This window comes from Streptomyces sp. NPDC020917 (assembly GCF_044333795.1).
Taxonomy (GTDB): Bacteria; Actinomycetota; Actinomycetes; order Streptomycetales; family Streptomycetaceae; genus Actinacidiphila.
The window spans coordinates 242,501-259,174 of sequence record NZ_JBIRRR010000013.1; the positions used below are offsets into that span (position 1 = coordinate 242,501).

The 16,674-nt window shown below is 72.9% G+C and carries 14 protein-coding genes; 7 read left to right on the forward strand and 7 right to left on the reverse strand.

Features of this window, described 5'->3' with window-relative positions; genetic code table 11:
- Positions 1-93: 93 nt before the first annotated feature.
- Positions 94-867: a BTAD domain-containing putative transcriptional regulator gene (locus tag ACH4TG_RS26260; RefSeq protein ID WP_398244963.1), complete on the reverse strand. Its 774-nt coding sequence runs from the start codon at positions 865-867 to the stop codon at positions 94-96.
- Positions 864-1,667, reverse strand: a complete 804-nt coding sequence (locus tag ACH4TG_RS26265) for a thioesterase II family protein (protein WP_398244964.1) — start codon at positions 1,665-1,667, stop codon at positions 864-866. Before ACH4TG_RS26265 ends, ACH4TG_RS26260 begins: the two co-directional genes overlap by 4 nt.
- A 373-nt stretch (positions 1,668-2,040) precedes the next feature.
- Here ACH4TG_RS26265 and ACH4TG_RS26270 point away from each other — a divergent pair, with 373 nt between their 5' ends.
- Complete coding sequence (locus tag ACH4TG_RS26270) at positions 2,041-3,336, forward strand: cation:proton antiporter (protein WP_398244965.1); 1,296 nt, start codon at positions 2,041-2,043, stop codon at positions 3,334-3,336.
- Positions 3,337-3,453: 117 nt separating this feature from the next.
- Here ACH4TG_RS26270 and ACH4TG_RS26275 read toward each other — a convergent pair whose 3' ends face one another.
- The gene (locus ACH4TG_RS26275; RefSeq protein WP_398244966.1) at positions 3,454-4,047 is read right to left on the reverse strand and encodes a hypothetical protein; all 594 of its coding nucleotides are present in this window, start codon (positions 4,045-4,047) and stop codon (positions 3,454-3,456) included.
- Between the two features lie 313 nt (positions 4,048-4,360).
- Between ACH4TG_RS26275 and ACH4TG_RS26280 the strand changes: the two genes are divergently transcribed.
- The 5 genes from ACH4TG_RS26280 to ACH4TG_RS26300 are packed head-to-tail and all read left to right on the forward strand — an operon-like array spanning position 4,361 to position 9,462.
- Entirely contained in the window at positions 4,361-5,392 is a 1,032-nt protein-coding gene (locus tag ACH4TG_RS26280) for a 3-oxoacyl-ACP synthase III family protein (RefSeq protein WP_398244967.1), read from the forward strand.
- A 38-nt stretch (positions 5,393-5,430) separates the two neighbouring features.
- Positions 5,431-7,284: an HAD-IIIC family phosphatase gene (locus ACH4TG_RS26285; RefSeq protein WP_398244984.1), complete on the forward strand. Its 1,854-nt coding sequence runs from the start codon at positions 5,431-5,433 to the stop codon at positions 7,282-7,284.
- Positions 7,281-7,508: a phosphopantetheine-binding protein gene (locus ACH4TG_RS26290; RefSeq protein WP_398244968.1), complete on the forward strand. Its 228-nt coding sequence runs from the start codon at positions 7,281-7,283 to the stop codon at positions 7,506-7,508. Before ACH4TG_RS26285 ends, ACH4TG_RS26290 begins: the two co-directional genes overlap by 4 nt.
- Entirely contained in the window at positions 7,505-8,371 is an 867-nt protein-coding gene (locus ACH4TG_RS26295; protein ID WP_398244969.1) for a 2-oxo acid dehydrogenase subunit E2, read from the forward strand. Before ACH4TG_RS26290 ends, ACH4TG_RS26295 begins: the two co-directional genes overlap by 4 nt.
- Positions 8,368-9,462 (forward strand): alpha/beta hydrolase, encoded by a 1,095-nt coding sequence (locus tag ACH4TG_RS26300; protein WP_398244970.1) that lies wholly within the window; start codon positions 8,368-8,370, stop codon positions 9,460-9,462. Before ACH4TG_RS26295 ends, ACH4TG_RS26300 begins: the two co-directional genes overlap by 4 nt.
- 86 nt (positions 9,463-9,548) lie before the next feature.
- On the opposite strand, the gene ACH4TG_RS26305 is transcribed toward ACH4TG_RS26300, so the two are convergent.
- The 4 genes from ACH4TG_RS26305 to ACH4TG_RS26320 all read right to left on the reverse strand — a co-directional run bounded on the left by ACH4TG_RS26305 (position 9,549) and on the right by ACH4TG_RS26320 (position 14,592).
- The gene (locus ACH4TG_RS26305) at positions 9,549-10,769 is read right to left on the reverse strand and encodes a nucleotide disphospho-sugar-binding domain-containing protein (protein ID WP_398244971.1); all 1,221 of its coding nucleotides are present in this window, start codon (positions 10,767-10,769) and stop codon (positions 9,549-9,551) included.
- A 73-nt stretch (positions 10,770-10,842) separates the two neighbouring features.
- Positions 10,843-12,075 (reverse strand): nucleotide disphospho-sugar-binding domain-containing protein, encoded by a 1,233-nt coding sequence (locus ACH4TG_RS26310; RefSeq protein WP_398244972.1) that lies wholly within the window; start codon positions 12,073-12,075, stop codon positions 10,843-10,845.
- The gene (locus ACH4TG_RS26315; protein ID WP_398244973.1) at positions 12,072-13,157 is read right to left on the reverse strand and encodes a ketoacyl-ACP synthase III family protein; all 1,086 of its coding nucleotides are present in this window, start codon (positions 13,155-13,157) and stop codon (positions 12,072-12,074) included. Before ACH4TG_RS26315 ends, ACH4TG_RS26310 begins: the two co-directional genes overlap by 4 nt.
- Before the next feature lie 16 nt (positions 13,158-13,173).
- Positions 13,174-14,592: an NAD(P)/FAD-dependent oxidoreductase gene (locus ACH4TG_RS26320; protein WP_398244974.1), complete on the reverse strand. Its 1,419-nt coding sequence runs from the start codon at positions 14,590-14,592 to the stop codon at positions 13,174-13,176.
- Between the two features lie 355 nt (positions 14,593-14,947).
- On the opposite strand from ACH4TG_RS26320, the gene ACH4TG_RS26325 reads away from it, so the two are divergent.
- A partial coding sequence (locus ACH4TG_RS26325; RefSeq protein ID WP_398244975.1) for a type I polyketide synthase occupies positions 14,948-16,674 on the forward strand: 1,727 nt, incomplete at its 3' end.

Consider the following 16,674-nt stretch of genomic DNA (forward strand, 5'->3'; position numbering starts at 1 on the left):
GTCAACCCGGGTTGACAACCGTCGAATATCGGGTGCCCCCGCGCCGACCTTGGACTGCGGCGCACCTCGCCGGAGCGCGCCCGAGCCGCCGCGCTACGACGGCGCGAGCACGCCGAGCTGCCGGTTGTCGTCGGACAGGATGGCCTGCTGGACCTCGCGCAGCGCCCGGCCGGGTTCGAGCCCCAGCTCGTCCTGCAGGGTGCGGCGCGCGGTCTGGTAGACCATCAGCGCGTCGGCCTGCCGCTCCGAGCGGTACAGCGCCACCATCAACTGGCGGTAGAACGTCTCGCACAACGGGTTCTCGGCGGTCAACGAGTAGAGCCGGCCGACGAGTTCGCGGTGCCGACCGAGCCGCAGGCAGACGTCGGCGAGCATCTCCAGGCACTCGAGCCTGGCCTCGGTCAGCCAGGTCGCGTACCCGGTGAGCACCGGCCCGTCGCGCAGGTCGCCGAGCACCGGCCCGCGCCACAGCGAAAGGGCCGACTCGAAGCCGTGCACGGCCTGCTCGTAGCGCTGCTCGCGGACGTCCGCCCGGCCCTGCTTGACCAGGTCGAGGAAGATCCGCACGTCGAGCTCGTCGCTGCCGGTGCGCAGCAGGTAGCCGGACTGCCGGGTGACCACCGGGTTCTCCAACTGCCCCGGCCGGTAGAGGAACTTGCGCAACTGCGAGATGTAGACGTGCAGTCCGGCGGTGGCCCGGCGCGGCGGCCGGTCGCCCCAGATCTCGGTCATCAACTGGTCGTGGGTCACCACCTGGTCGGCGCGGATCAGCAGCACCGCCAGCGCGATCTCGATCTTCCTGGCGCTGATCGACGAGGAGGTGTCGCCGTCGACGACGCGGAGCGGGCCGAGGATCTCGTATCTCACGACGCCCTCCGTTCGGGCACCGGCTGCAGGCCGGCGCGTCCGCGGCACGCCTCGCCCAGGGCCGCGGCGACGGCGCCGCCGACCCGCGCGCGCTGCGCGTCCAGGTAGAAGTGGCCGCCGGGGAAGACCTTCAGGTCGAAGGGTCCCGTGGTGTGTTCGGCCCAGGCGGCGGCGTCGTCGACGGTGGTCTGCGGGTCGGTGTCGCCGACCAGCGCGGTGACCGGGCAGTCCAGCCGGGGACCGCCGGCGAACCGGTAGGTCTCCACCGCCCGGTAGTCGTTGCGGGTCACCGGCAGCACGGTGGCCAGCAGTTCGGGGTCGGCGAGCAGCCGCTCGTCGGTCCCCCCGACCTTCTTCAGCTCCGCGACCAGACCGGCGTCGTCACGCAGGTGCACCCATCCCTCGCGGAACCGCGACGGCGCGCGCCGCCCGGAGACGATCAGCCGCAGCGGCCCGGTGGCGCCGCGCTCGCGCAGCCGGCAGGCCACCTCGAAGGACAGCACCGCGCCCATGCTGTGGCCGAAGAACGCGAACCGCTCGCCGTGCAGCCCCTCCAGGACGTCGGCGATCCGGTCGGCGAGTTCGGGCACGCTGTCCACCAGCGGCTCGCGCCTGCGGTCCTGGCGGCCCGGATACTGCACGGCCGCCACCTCGAACCGCGGATCGAGCGACTGCGACAGCGGAAAGTAATAGGTGGCCGATCCACCGGCGTGCGGAAAACACACCAGGCGCAATTCCCGGTCCGGGCGCGGATGGAAGACCCGCAGCCACTGGTCCTCCCCGCCCGAAGACGATGCCATTCGCTCATCCCTTCCCCGTCCGACCCCTGAGTTCCTCGCCGGGCACCGGCACGGCTGGCCGTCGACCGGCCACCATGATCGTGATGCGGTCCGCCCCGCCGCTGGTGCGGCCGGGCGTTCCACGCATTCCCGGGGGTGCTCACTCGCCCTGAAGACTGCCACAGGGCCGTGCCCCCCTAACAACCCCTAAGCATTCCGGGGACGTCGGGCCACAGCCCCTTCCCGGCGGCCAATACCCCTTTCCCGAAGCCTTATAGGGGTTATTCCGGCGGCCTTCCGCTCCCTATTCTCCGGCTGATCCGTCCAGGGTACGAACCGAACTCTCACTATGCCGGTGCGCAACTAGGGCGTGCGGCCGGCGGAATCGATGTCCATGAATGCGTTGTTCCACGTCCTTGATTCCGCGACGCGCACCGGGCACTTCGTCCTGGTGCTGCTCGCGATCTACCTCATCGTCCTGGTGGGACGGCTGCTGGCCCGGGTGACCGGCCAGCCGCGCGTGGTGGGCGAGGTGGCCGCGGGGCTGGTGGTCGGCCCCGTGGTGGTCGGCATCGGCGGCCACCGGCTGCTCGACGACCTGCTGCCCACCGACATCTTCGCCGCCGTCCGCCAGCTCGCCCACATCGGCCTGGTCCTGTTCATCATGGGAGCGGTGCGTGAGATGCGGACCGGCGGCGCCTGGGCCACCCGCCGCACGCTGGGCTGGGTGACCTTCGGCGCGCTGGTCCCACCGCTCGCGGCCGGCGTCGGGCTGGCCGGCTGGGTGCTGTGGCGTGGTGACGCCGCGCTGCGCGGCGACGCGTCCACTGCCTCCTTCATCCTCATGATCGGCGTGTCCCTGTCCATCACCGCGATCCCGGTGCTGGCCAGGATCCTGTCCGACCGCTCCCTGACGTACACACGGGCCGGGCGGCTGTCGATGGCGTCCGCGGCCGTCATCGACGGGATCGGCTGGCTGCTGCTCTCGCTGGCGATCAGCCTGGCCGCCGGCAACACCAGCGGCTGCCTCGACCGCGGGAAGTCGCTGCTGATCGGTGTGGCCGGCGCGCTGGTGCTGCTGCGGGCGCTGCGCACCCGGGTGGCCTCGCTGCTGGTCGGCCGCGTCCCGTGGGTCGCCGCCGTCGCGCTCGCCGTGGTCGGCCTGACCGCCTCGTGGCTGCTGCAGCGCTGGGGGCTGAGCGAGGTGATCGGCGCGCTGCTGGTCGGCGCGGCGCTGCCGGCCGACGAGGCGCGCGCGCCGTGGGGGCAGGTGATCGGCCGGATCACCCGGGTCGGCACCGCCCTGGTGCCGATCTTCTTCGTGGTCACCGGCGTCATGGTGTTCGCCAAGCAGCTCGGCGCGATGCCGTGGACGGCGACCGTGCTGGCCACGGTGCTCGGGATCTGCGCGAAGCTGTTCGGCAGCTACCTCGGCTGCCGGCTCGGCGGCGAGTCCCGCCTGGTGGGCCTGCAGATCGGAGTGCTGATGAACACCCGCGGGCTGACCGAACTGGTCGTGCTCCAGGCGGGGTTCACGGCCGGCATCCTGACCCCGGAGATGTTCCTGGCGCTGGTGGTCATGGCCCTGGTGGCCACCGCCACCACCGGCCCGCTGTACACCCTGCTCGACCGGCGGTTCAGCACGTCGGAGGAGGTCGGGATGGACCGGTCGGTGGCCGTCCGGGCGTGAGCCCGCGGCACGCGCGCCCGAGCCCCGCGGCCATGCGGCCGCGGGGCTCGGGCGGGGACGGGGTTCAGGCGCGGAGAGCGGTCACGGGTGCCGGTACGTGGGCGGGGACGCGGACGGTCAGCAGAGCACGAACGACGTCGCGTAGTGCGGCGGCTTCTGGGTGGGGTCCTCGATGGCGAGGGTCATGAAGCCCACCTTGCCCGCGTAGCGGCCCTCGGTCCCGGTGAGCCGGAACAGCTGGGTGCCGCCGCGCAGCATGGCGGTGCAGTCCAGCACGCCCTGCGCCTCGAAGACGCCGTCGTCGAGCTGCGCGCGGCTCTGGTGGTACTGCCACATGTGCGGGGTCATGGTGAGCACGATGGAGCTGCCCTGGACGGTGGCCACGCGGTTGCCGTCAGCGTCGAAGAAGGCGTCGGTGTACTCCACGGAGGTGCCCGTGCCGGGCGTGCCGCCGTCGTGCACCACGAGCTTCTCGATCTTCTCGGTCAGCCCGGTGACGATGACGCACCGGTCGAGCGCCGCGGCCTGCTCCTGCTCGCCGCCGCCGGGGGTGTAGACGCCCGCCGCCGCGGCGGCGGCCAGGGCCAGGGCGCGGGGGTCGAGCGGGCTGGGGTCCTCCTGCTCGCGCTGCGCGTCGGCGCCGACGTCGCGCGCCCGCTGGTCGATCTCGTCGGTCGTCTGCTGCGGGTTGTCTTCCAGACCGGTCGTCACCGTCTCATCTCCAGATCGCTGGGCGGATGTCCCCTCCATGCTCGGCAGTGCCCTGAAGCCGGACTAAGCCTGCGCTAGCGGGAGTTCGGCGCCGGCGCACGCGGGCACGGGCGCGCTGCGGACGGGCGCAAGCCCTGCTTTAGCCCGGCGGCCCAGCATGACGACGATCCGCGCCCCGAACGCCGTGCGGCCGCCGGCGTCACCACGGCCGTCACGGCCCGCGGAGCTCTCACGGCTCCCGCGGGCCCCCACGGCCGCCAAGCCCTCGATGCCGCAGACCCGACGTCAACCGCCGCCAATGGAAGGCCCTGGAATGGACGCCCCCGACATCCATGTCCGTTCGGCCGGAACCGCTCTCCCGGGACCGGCCGTCGACAACGCCACGCTGACCGAACGCTTCGGCATGCCCTCGGCGTGGGAGCAGTGGATCGACGCGTTCGTCGGCACCCGCCGGCGCCACTTCGCCGTCGACCTGGACACCGGCGAGATCCGGTACACGCTGGCGGACCTCGGCGAGACCGCGGGCCGCCGCGCTCTGGAGGCGGCCGGCATCGGGCCGGAGGACGTCGACGTGGTGGTGATGGGCACGTCCTCGCCGGACCTGCTGATGCCCGCCACCGTCAACGTGATCGCCGACCGGCTCAACATCGACGGGGTCCCGTCGTACCAGCTCCAGTCCGGGTGCACCGGCGCCATGCAGGCGCTCGACGTCGCCTGCCAGATGCTGCGTTCCGGCACCCGCCGCACCGCGCTGGTGCTGGGCGGTGAGACCTGCGCCAAGCACTTCGACGTCACGATGGATGTGTCCTCGCTGGCGCCCGCGGAGCAGATCAACGGCGTGCTGTTCGGCGACGGCGCCGGCGCGGTGGTGCTGAGCACCGAGCCGGGGCCCGGGTCCGCGGTGCTGCGGCACGTCTTCGTGGAGCTCGTGGGCCGCGGCCGGCCGCCCGGCCAGGTCGTCGAGTGGTTCGGGCGCGCGGACCGGGACGCGGACCGGCCGCCGGTGGTGGAGGACTACAAGGCCATCGAGACGTCGGTGCCGCTGCTGGCGGCCGAGGCGTACGAGGAGCTGCTGGCCGTCCTGGACTGGAAGAACGACGAGGTGGAGTACCTGCTGCCGCCGCAGCTCTCCGGGCGGATGACCGCGCGGATCACCGAGGGCCTCTCCGCACCGCAGGCGCAGGAGGTGTCGCTGGTGGCGGACATCGGCAACACCGGCAACGCGCTGCCGTTCTTCCAGATCGAGGCCGCGCTGCCGCGGATGGCCGCGGGCGACCGCGCCGCCGCGGTCGCGGTGGAGTCCAGCAAGTGGATCAAGGCGGCCTTCGCGCTGGAGAAGCCGTGAGGGGCCGAACGGCGGCCACCGCGGACGGCACCCCCGCGATGATCGCCGCGCTGCACCGCGGCGGGCTGCTGGCCGCCCGCTACCCAGAGGTCCGGCCGCTGCTGGCCGATCTCGATGACGAGGAACTCGCCGCCGCGGGACGGCTGTTGAGCCGCACCGACCCGGACGAGGTGCTGCGGCTGCACCCGGCGACGCCGTCGGTGACCGTCGCGGTCACCGGGCACGGCACGCTCGCGCCCCTCATCGCCCCGCTGACCGGGCAACTGGCCCGGCACGGACTGCTCGGCCGGGTCACCGTGGCCGACTTCGACAGCTGGGTCGCCGACCTCGCCGACCCGGACAGCGCCCTGTACACGGCGGACCCGGACCTGGTCCTGTGCGTCCTGGACCCCGCGGTGGTCTTCGACGAGGTGGCGGCGCCGTGGCGGCCGGCCGACGTGGAGAAGGCCCTGCGGGAGAAGCTGGCGCTGGTGTCCGGTCTCGCGGCGCGGTTCGGCGGCCGGGCACGCGGCACCCTGGTGCTCAACACCCTGCCGCTGACCCGGCGTTTCACCGCACAGCTGGTCGACCACCGCTCCCGCGCGCGGCTCGGCGCGCTGTGGCACGAGGCCAACGCGGCGCTGCTGCGGCTCGCCGAGGAGCACCCGTCGGTCGTCGTGCTGGACCTCGGCCCGCTGCTCGCCGAGGGCGTCGCGGCGGAGGACCCGCGGCTGGACACCTACGCCAAGGCGCACCTGTCCCCCGGGCTGCTGTCGCGCTACGCCCGCGAGGTCGGCCATCTGGCCCGCCAGGTCACCGGGTCGACGAAGAAGGTGCTGGCACTCGACCTGGACGACACCCTGTGGGGCGGCGTGCTGGGCGAGGTCGGCGCCGAGGGCGTCGAGGTGGGCGGCGGCTACCGCGGTGAGGCGTTCGCGGCGTTCCAGCGGGTCGTCGTGCAACTGGGTAGCCAGGGCGTGCTGCTGGCGATCGTGAGCAAGAACGACGCGGAGACGGTGGCCGGCGCGTTCCGCGCGCGCACCGACATGCCCCTGGCCGAGGACGACTTCGTGCGGATCGTGGCCAACTGGCGCCCCAAGCACGACAACCTGACCGAGCTGGCGGCCGCGCTCAACCTGGGCGTGGACTCGTTCGTGTTCGTCGACGACAGCCCCTTCGAGTGCGGCCTGGTCCGGGGCGAGCTGCCGGGCGTCGCGGTCGTGCAGGTCGGCTCAGAGCCCGCGCTGCACGTCGAACGGCTGCTGCGGGACGGCTGGTTCGACACCCGGGTGCTCACCGCGGAGGACCGCAGCCGGGTGGTGAAGTACCGGGAGGAACTGGTCCGCAAGGACTTCCTGGACAGCTTCGCCTCGCTGGAGGAGTACCTCGGGCAGCTCGACGTCCAGGTGCGGCTGGCCCCGGCCGGGCCGGAGCAGCTCGCCCGGATCTCCCAACTGACCCTGCGCACCTCACAGTTCAACCTCACCACCGAACGGCTCCAGCCCGGCAAGGTGCAGGAGCTCGCCGAGGACCCGGACACGCTGGTGCTCGCGGTGCACAGCGCCGACAGGTTCGGCGACAACGGCCTGGTCGGCGCGGTGTTCGCACACCGGGCGGGCGCCGACCTGCACCTGGACAACTTCCTGCTGAGCTGCCGGGTGTTCTCCCGCGGCATCGAGCAGGCAACGCTCGCCGCCGTGCTGCGGCACGCCAGGTCCACCGGGGCCCGGCAGGTCGTCGGCCGGTACCGGCCGACCGCGAAGAACGGCAAGGTCGCCGACTTCTATCCGCGCAACGGCTTCGCCCCGCTGTCCCAGGACGCCGGGGCGACGGCCTTCCGCCACGACCTGGCGCGGATCCCCGATCCCCCTTCCCACATCACCCTGACCGATCTCCTGGGAGAGCGCCCGTGAACACGACCGAGGACTTCATCGCCCTGCTGCGCGACGCCATGGGCCTGCCGGTGGCCGAGGAGGACATCGGCCGGACCCTGGACGAGGTCGACGGCTGGGACTCGGTGCACCTGCTCAGCCTGCTGACGCTGCTGGAGCAGCGCACCGGACGCACCCTGCCGTTCGCCCAGGTGCTGGAGGCCGCGACCCTGCGGGACATCTACACGCTGGCGGTGGCGGCATGAGCACCGAGACGCAGCACGCCGCGGCCGGCACCGACGGCACCGCCACGGGGGCGTCGGGCCCGCACAGCGCCAGCTCCGGCCGGCCGGCCGGTGCCGCCGGCGTCACGCCCGTCGCACCGGAGCGCCGGCCCACCCTGCGCTTCCTGGAGGAGATCCGCACGATCGCGCCGGTCTTCCTCGACACCGAGGTGGACATGACGCCGGTGCGGGAGCACCGCGCCGAGGCCCGCGCGCACGGCACGCGCTACTCGACGATCTCCTACGTCCTGCACGCCGCCGCCCGGGTCCTCGCCGCGCACCCGGAGGCCAACGCGGCGATCCGCGGCCGCATCCGGCCGGTGGTGGCCCGCTACCCGTCGGCGAACGGCAAGATCACCTTCGACATGACGGTGGGCGGCCGGCGCGTGGTGCGCTCCGCGGTGCTGCCGGACCTCCAGCAGGCCGGCCTGGACGCCGTCCAGGCCGGGGTGGACCGCTTCAGGACCGGCGACCCGGAGACCATGCCGGAGTTCGCCCCCGCCCGGATGCTGCAGCGACTGCCGTGGCCGCTCGGCCAGTTGGCGTTCCGGCTGGGCGTACGGCCGCTGGCCCGGCGCCATGTGACGGTCGGCACCTTCGCGGTGACCTCGCTCGGCCACCGCCCCGTCGACGGCTTCTTCTCCGTCGGCGGCACCACGATCACGCTGGGCCTCGGCAGGACCGCGGACCGCCCGGTGGTCAGGGACGGCGCTCTCGCCGTGGCACCGGTGATGCGGCTGAGCCTGACCTTCGACCACCGGGTCATCGACGGTGCGGAGGCCGCCGACGTGCTGGCGGAGATCAAGGACGCGCTGGAGAGCTTCACGACGGGAGATGCGGCATGAACGACCTGACGGAGCTGAAGGAGTACGTGGCGGTGCACGCCCGCGGGCAACGCATCGCGGACTACTCGCAGTTGCTGGACCGGATCAGCCACGACGAGGGCAGCGGGCCCGGTTCGTGGGTCGGCGAGTGGAGCGGTGCCGCGCGCGCTCTGGAGCGGCAGGGCGACGACCTCGCGGCCGTCAAGCACTACGCGATGGCCCGATTCCCCTACGTCGACGGTCCGGCCCGCGCCGAGGCGCTGGAGCGCTGCGTGGCGGCGATGGACCGCTGGCGCACCGACCAGGGCCTGGACATCGAGCCGCTGGAGGTCGAGTTGAAGGAGGGCCGGGTCCGCTGCTGGGCCGGCGGCCTGTCGTCGACCGACCCCAAGCCGCTGCTGCTGGTGATGGGCGGCATCGTCTCGGTCAAGGAGCAGTGGGCGCCGATGCTCGCGCACCTGCGCCGGCTCGGTATGGCGGGCCTGATCGCCGAGTTGCCCGGCGCGGGCGAGAACGGGCTGCGGTACGACGCGGAGAGCTGGCGGATGGTGTCCGGGCTGCTGGACGCGGTCGCCGACCGGGCGGACGTCAGCCGCACCCACGCGACCGCGCTGAGCTTCAGCGGCCACCTGGCGCTGCGGTGCGCGGTGGACGACCCGCGGATCCGCGGGGTCGTCACCGTCGGCGCCCCGATCGGGGAGTTCTTCACCGACCCGGACTGGCGGCGCGCGATACCGCGGGTCACCGCGGACACCCTCGCGCACATGACCGGCACGACCCCGGACGCGATCGCTGACGGCGCGCTGGAGGGCTGGGCGCTGACCCGCGACCAGCTCGCCTCGCTGGACATCCCGGTCTCGTACGTGGCGAGTTCGCGGGACGAGATCATCCCGTCCGCGGACCTGCGGCTGCTGCGCGAGGGCGTACGCCGGCTGGAGGTGGCCGAGTTCGACGACGTGCACGGCGCCCCGCACCACGTGGCCGAGGTGCAGTTGTGGACGACGCGGGCGCTGCTGCGCTCGCGCGGGGTGCGCGGCGCCCAGCCGGCGCTGCTGGGCCTCGCGCTGCGCGGCCTGGGCCTGCGCCGGCGGCTGGCCGGTGCCCGCCGCTGACCGCGCCCACCGCCCCGCACGACGGCTGTGGCCCCGACTCCTGGGAGTCGGGGCCACAGCTGTCGCGGAGGCGCTGCCGGCGGGGGTCAGCCGGCGAGCGCCTCCAGATCAGCGACGATCGCCGACGGCGCGGGCTGGTCCAGCATCTCCGCGCGCAGCCGGCGGGCCGCCTCCGCGGGACCGGGGGTGTCCAGCACCTCGGTCACCGCACGCCGTACGGTCTCTTCCTCCAGCCGGTCGCCGTCCAGCGCGATGCCGGCGCCGGTGCCGGAGAGCCGCTCGCTGACCAGGCCCTGGTCGGCGATCTGCGGGACGGTGATCTGCGGGACGCCGTGCAGGGCCGCGGTCAGGGTGCTGCCCGCACCGGACTGGTGCATGATCGCCGAGCAGGTCGGCAGGATCAGGTCCAGCGGCATACCCTCCAACGCCCGCATGTGCGACGGCAGTTCGCCCAGCCGTGCCCGGTCGGCGGCCCGCAGCGCGAGGATCAACTCGACGTCGAGACCGGCCAGCGCCCGGACGATCTGCGGCACGAGGAACGCCTCCTCGCCCTTCATGGTGGTGGTCAGCGAGCCCCAGGTGACGCAGATCCGTGGCCGCTCGGCCGGTTCCAGCAGCCATGCCGGCGCCACCGCCGCGCCGTTGTACGAGGTGTAGCGCATCGCCACGCGGTTCGGGACGCCCGGCAGTTGCAGGGACTCCGGACACGTGTCCAGGGTGCGGACGGCGAGGTCGGCGGGCGGCTCGACGCCGTAGCGGGCGTAGAGCTCGGCCATCTCCTGCGGCCAGGCCGCCCGGTGGTCCTGCTCGACGCTGACGCCGTTGCCGGGCAGTCCCACCTTGCGGGACATGTCGGGGCCCCACAGGTGGCGGACCACGGGGGCGCCGACCGCGGCCGCGGCAAGCGGGGCGGCGTACACCAGCGGGTCGGTGACCACGAGGTCGGGCCGCCAGGCCACGGCGAAGGACACCAGGTCCTCCGCCATGTCCTGGGCGGTCCGCACGTGCGGCACCATCCGCAGGTCGAGCAGCCGCCGCAGTACCTCCGGCGGGAACTGGCCCGGCCCCGTGACGTTCAGGTCCCGGGCCAGCTCGTCGCGTACCCGCACGGCGTCGGCGATGCCGGCGATGATGTCGTAGCCGCCGCCCGCCGTCACCGCGATGATGCCGGTGCCGGTGACGGCGTCGGCCAGCGGCGGCTGCCCGGCCACCCGGACGTCGTGTCCGGCGGCGCGCAGCGCCCAGGCCAGGCCCACCATCTGGTAGTAGTGCGTGGGCCAGGCCATCGGGGTGATCAGGACGCGCACGTTCTTCCTCCTCCTGGGACTCCTCGGACTTCTTGGATCTCTCGGATCTCTCGGACTCCTCGACGGCGACCGGTCAGGCGGGCACCGGCGCCGGGGCGCCGAGCCGTTCCGCGACCTCGGCGGGCGACGGCTGCTCCTGGATCTCCCGCCGCAGGGCGCGGGCCGAGCCGCGCACGGCGGGGTCCTCCAGGGCCCGGGTGACCGCCTCGGCGAGCGCCGTTCCGCTGAATCCCTCGGGGTCGACAGAGAGCCCGGCGCCGTGCGCGGACAGCCGGGTGGCGGTCGCGACCTGGTCGAGCATGCCGGCGATGAGGACCTGCGGGACGCCGTACGACGCGGCGGTCAGCATGGTGCCGGTGCCGCCCTGGTGGACGACGGCGTCGCAGCTGGGCAGCAGCAGGTGCAGCGGCAGCTCCTCCACGACGCGGACGTTCGCCGGGATGTCGCCGAGCAGGGCCCGGTCCGAGCCCTTGATCGCCAGCACCACCTCGACGTCGAGATCGGCGAGCGCGGTGAGGATGTCCGGCACGAGGAAGGTGCCTTCGCCGCCGAGTTGCGTGGTGGTGGTCCCCCACGTCACGCACACCCGGCGCCGCGCGGGCGGCCGGGACAGCCACAGCGGAGCGTCGCCGGGGCCGTTGTACGGCACGAAGCGGATCGGCAGCCGGTCCGGCGTCCCGGGGTACTGCAGGCTCTCCGGGCAGGGGTCGACGGTGGCCGCCGCGTACTCCGGGCGGACCGGCACACCGTGCCGCCCGTACAGCTCCACCAGCTTGCTCGTCCACAGCTCGGGCGCCGCGCCGCTGCCGGGGAAGAAGCCCATCTGCCGTTCCACCGCGGGCCCGGTGAGGTGGTGGACCAGGCGGGCGCCCGCGGCGTGCGCGGCCAGCGGCGCGGCCAGCACGAACGGGTTGGTGACCACCAGGTCCGGGCCCCAGGACGCGGCCAGCTCGACGAGCTCTCCGGCCATGGCCACCGCGGTCTCCACGAACGGCTCGAACTTCTGCTCCAGCACCTTGCGCCGCATCTCCGGGCTGGGCGCCGCCTTCTGCTCCAGGCTGGTCCTGCGGTCGGGGTGCGCGCGGTTGTGGCGGGCGATGTCGTCGGCGATCCGCTGGAAGGCGGGCAGGTAGTCGTAGCCGTCGCCGACCTGCGTGACGGTCAGGCCGGAGTTCTTGACGGCGGCCGCGACCTGCGGCTGCCCGGCGACCCGGATGTCGGCGCCGGCCGCCCGGAACGCCCAGGCCAGCGGCACCATCTGGTAGTAGAACGTGGGCTGGGACCAGGGGACGAGGAGGACCTTCACGAGGCGCTCCCCTCCGCGGGGCCCGCGGCGGGCGTGCCGTCGCGCAGGGCCGCGCCCGCCTCGGTCACCGTCAGCACGGCGCACGACACGTTGTAGCCCTGGGTGCCGCCGACCAGCATGACCCGGTCGCCGGCGGCGAGCTGCCCGCTGCGCAGCAGGTGGTCCAGGGAGAGGACCTGGTCGCTCGCGCCGACGTGGCCGATGGTCCGGCCGAAGTCCCAGGTGGCCTTGGACAGCGGCAGGTCGAGCGGCTGCAGCAGGTCGGCCTGGATGATCTCGGCGCCGGCGTTGGTGAAGATCACCCGCTCGACATCCTCGATGGTGGCGCCGGCGTCCTTCAGCGAACGCGCGGTGATCTCGGTGTACATCATCGTGAAGATGCGGTGGAAGTCGAACTGGTTGTAGCGCCGGGCGATCGCGAAGTCCCGTGCCAGGGCCGGCACGTCGACCTTGCGCAGGGACGGGACGCTCTGGTCGGCGAGCGGCAGGTTGCCGCGGTGCATGCCTTCCAGGTCCGGGTAGGTCATGGAGTTCATCGAGTCGACGCGGACGATGCCCTCGTCCTTGCCGAGCAGCACCGCGGAGCCGCCGTCGCCGAGCGCCATGCCGAAGCCGGGGCTGTGCCACCGGTCCAGCCGCGGCGAGTCGGCCTGCAGGCCGGTGGTCACCAGGGCGTGCGCGTGCTCGGGGTCCAACGCCAGCCAGCCGGCGGCGAGTTCCATGCCGGCCATGGTGCCGTTGCAGCCCTGGTTGACCTCGAAGCCGGGGATGTGGGTGCAGCCCAGCTCGCGCTGGACGTAGCCGACCGGCGCCCACTCCTCCGGTCCTTCGCGGAACATCGTGGCGTGGATGACCAGGTCGAGCCGCTCGGGCGCGATCCCGGCCAGGTCCAGCGCCTGGCGCCCGGCTTCGGCGGCCATCGCCACGCCGGGGGTGCCGGGGGCGACCGGCACGCCCACCAGGTCGCTGCCGGGGAACTCCACGGGACGGCAGTAGCCGGCCTCGAACGCCTCGGCGAGGGTGACCCGTTCGGACGGCAGGGAGACGCCGAGGGAGCGGATGTACAGGTTCTGCGTCTTCATGTCGGCCTCCCGCCGATCAGTGGGTCTCGGCGGCGCCGACCGGCTCGGCCGGGGCGTCGTCCGCGGCGGGGCCGTCGTCCTTCGCGGGGGCCGCGACCCGGTCCGGGGTGGCCCGCAGGCTGCCGAGGTAGGGGTGCCAGAGGTGCTCGGGGTCGTTCTCCACCGTCGTGACCATCTCGCGCATGGCGTCCAGGGTCGGCGCGGCGTCGCCGTCGTAGAAGTCGCCCTGCAGCATCTTCAGCACGTGCAGCCGGTAGCGCGGGTCCTGGACGAACGCGGTGAACAGGATGTTCAGCCGGTAGTAGATGGAGATGAACTCGTACCAGTTCTTCATCGCGGTGCGGATCTTGCCCTCGAAGGTCTCGAAGCGCTTCTTGGAGAAGTCGCCGGCCTCGTGGGCGGCGATGATGTCCTTGGCGGCCAGGCGCGCGCTGTTGAGGGCCACGCTGGTGCCGCTGGAGAAGATCGGGTCGACGAAGCGGGCGGCGTCGCCGATCAGCACGAAGCGGTCACCGCAGATCTCCGACATCGTGTAGCTGTAGTCGCCCTCGGTCTTGAACGGCCGGAGCTGGGTGGACGCGCGCAGCGCCGCCTCCACGTCCTCGCGGCTGCCGACCATGTCCCAGAAGAACGTCTCGCGGTCCGAACCGGCCTCCTGGAAGCGGCGCTTCTGGGTGACCACGCCGATGCTGGTGATGGTGTCGCTGATCGGGATCTGCCACACCCAGCTGTCCTCGACGGGCAGGAAGTGCACGTAGATGTAGTCGGTCTTGTCCGGCTCGACGGCGATCTTCGAACGGTCCAGGTGCTCGAACCAGGTGTGCACCGCGTACTGGTTGAAGACCGGGTCCGGGACCTTCAGCCGCATCTGCCGGCCGAGCGTGGTCTGCCGCCCGGAGGCGTCCACGACCATCCGCGCGGTCAGCCCGAACTGCTTCGGTCCCATACGGCAGTTGACGGTGACCATGTCCGGGTCGGAGTCGAAGTCGACGCCGAGCACCCGCACCCCGCTGAACAACGAGGCGCCCTGCGCCTGCGCGTGCTTGAGCAGGATCAGGTCGAACTTCGCCCGGTCCACGTGGTACGTGTAGTCCCGGTCCACGCCCGGCTGGTCGCGCTCGACGAACATCACCTCCGCGGCGCGGAAGTCGTGGTCGAGACCGGTGAAGCCGTTGTGCGGCACGTTCCGCGACTCCGCGGAGGTCCAGGCGGCGCCGTACTTCTTCGGGAAGCCCGCGGCGTCGACCGCGTCCATCACGCCCATCTCCACCAGCACCGGAGTGACGGCCGGGACCATCGACTCGCCGACGTGCTCGCGCGGGAAGAGCTCGCTCTCGCACACCGCGACCGACATGCCGGCCTTGGCGAGATAGGTGGCCACGGTCGATCCGGCGGGACCGCCGCCGATGACCACGACGTCGTAATCAGGGTTCATGAGGGGCCCCTTCGCTGGGCTCGTACCGACTACCAAGTCCGCGCTGGCGCGCGCTGCTCCCTGGCCGCGGTCAGGTTCCTTTGCACGGCCCTCCGCCGTGCGTCGCCCACTGTCACGGCGGCCTCTTAAGGCGCCCTACAGCGTGCGTAACGCCGCTGGTCGCAGGGGTTCCGGCCGCAACCGGGGGGCTTTAGACGGCTCCAAGGCTGCGGTTAGTGACCGGGGTGAGTCTGAGCGGCATCAGGCGAGGTCTGCGCCCGCCCGGAACGGTGCGCTCCCGGGCAGTCCGGCACATCGCGGCACACGGGAGCGGGACAGAACGGGACAGTACGGGACAGGAAGGGTCACGAAGAAAATGCCGAGCGAGTTCGACTCCGCGGTCTCCGACACCCAAGTTTCCCCTGCGTCGTTCGCGGTGGTCGGCGTGGCCTGCCGGCTTCCCGCGGCGGACGGTCCGGAAGCCTTCTGGCAGCTGCTCGCGCAGGGTGCGAGCGGGGTCACCGAGCGGCCCGACCGGGCCGGCGACGGTGTCCGGCGGGCCGGCTTCCTCGACGACGTGGCCGGGTTCGACCCGGCCTTCTTCGGCATCTCGCCGCGCGAGGCGGTCGAGATGGACCCCCAGCAGCGGCTCATGCTGGAGCTGAGTTGGGCCGCGCTGGAGGACGCCGCAATCGTGCCGGCCGAGCTGCACGGCAGCCGCACCGGCGTGTTCGTCGGCTCCATCTGGAGCGACTACGCGAACCTGCTGCACGCCCGCGGCCCCGGCTCGGCCGGCCACCACACCCTGCCGGGCACCAACCGCGGCGTCATCGCCAACCGCGTCTCGTACGCCCTGGGCCTGCACGGGCCGAGCCTGACGGTCGACGCGGCCCAGTCGTCGTCGCTGCTCGCCGTGCACCTGGCGTGCCAGAGCATGCGGGCGGGCGAGTCGACGCTCGCGCTGGTCGGCGGCGTGAACCTCAACTTCTCCGCCGACCGGTCCGCCGAGGCCGCCGCGTTCGGCGGCCTGTCCCCGGACGGCGAGTGCTACACCTTCGACACCCGTGCCAACGGCTACGTGCCCGGCGAGGGCGCCGCCGTCCTCGTCCTCAAGCCGCTCGCCGCCGCGGTCGCCGACGGCGACTCCGTCTACTGCGTGATCCGTGGCAGCGCCGTCAACAACGACGGTGCCACGCCCGGACTCACCGTCCCCAGCACCGAGGCCCAGTCCGACGTCCTCGAACGCGCCTGCGCCCAGGCGGGCGTGCGGCCCGGCGACGTCCAGTACGTCGAACTGCACGGCACCGGCACCGCGGTCGGCGACCCGATCGAGGCGACGGCGCTCGGCGGCTTCTACGGGGCTGCCCGGCCTGCCGGCACCCCGCTGCTGGTCGGCTCGGTGAAGACCAACATCGGCCATCTGGAGGGCGCCGCGGGCGTCGCCGGCCTGCTCAAGACCGCGCTCAGCCTGCGCCACCGCCAGTTGCCGCCCAGCCGCAACTTCGTGACCCCCAACCCCCGCATCGACCTCGACGGCCTCAACCTGCGGGTGCGCACGGCGCACGGCGACTGGCCGGACCCGCAGCGGCCGCTGCTCGCCGGCGTCAGCGCCTTCGGCATGGGCGGCACGAACGTGCATGTCGTCCTGGAGGAGTGGCCGGCGGCGGAGGACGCCGGGGAGGAACTCAGCGGCGGGGATGCCGGGCCGGCGGTCGCTGCTGCCGCCCCCGACGGTGGCGGGTTGGTGCCGTGGGTGCTGTCCGGGCGGACGCCCGAGGCCCTGCGCGGGCAGGCCGCTCGCCTGCGAGACCACCTGGAGGCTCACCCCGAACTGGACGTCGCCGCTGTCGCACGAGCCCTGGCCACGACCCGCACGCACTTCGAGCACCGCGCCGCCATCACCGGCGGTGAACCCGCCTCACGACTCCAAGCACTGACCGCACTCGCCACCGGGGAAGCCCACCCGGACCTGGTCCGCACACGAGCCGCCACCAGCGGAAAAGTCGCGTTCTGCTACACCGGGCAAGGCTCGCAATACCCCGGCATGGGACACGAGTTGTACACCACCTCACCCGTGTTCGCAGCAGCCTTCGACCAAGCCTG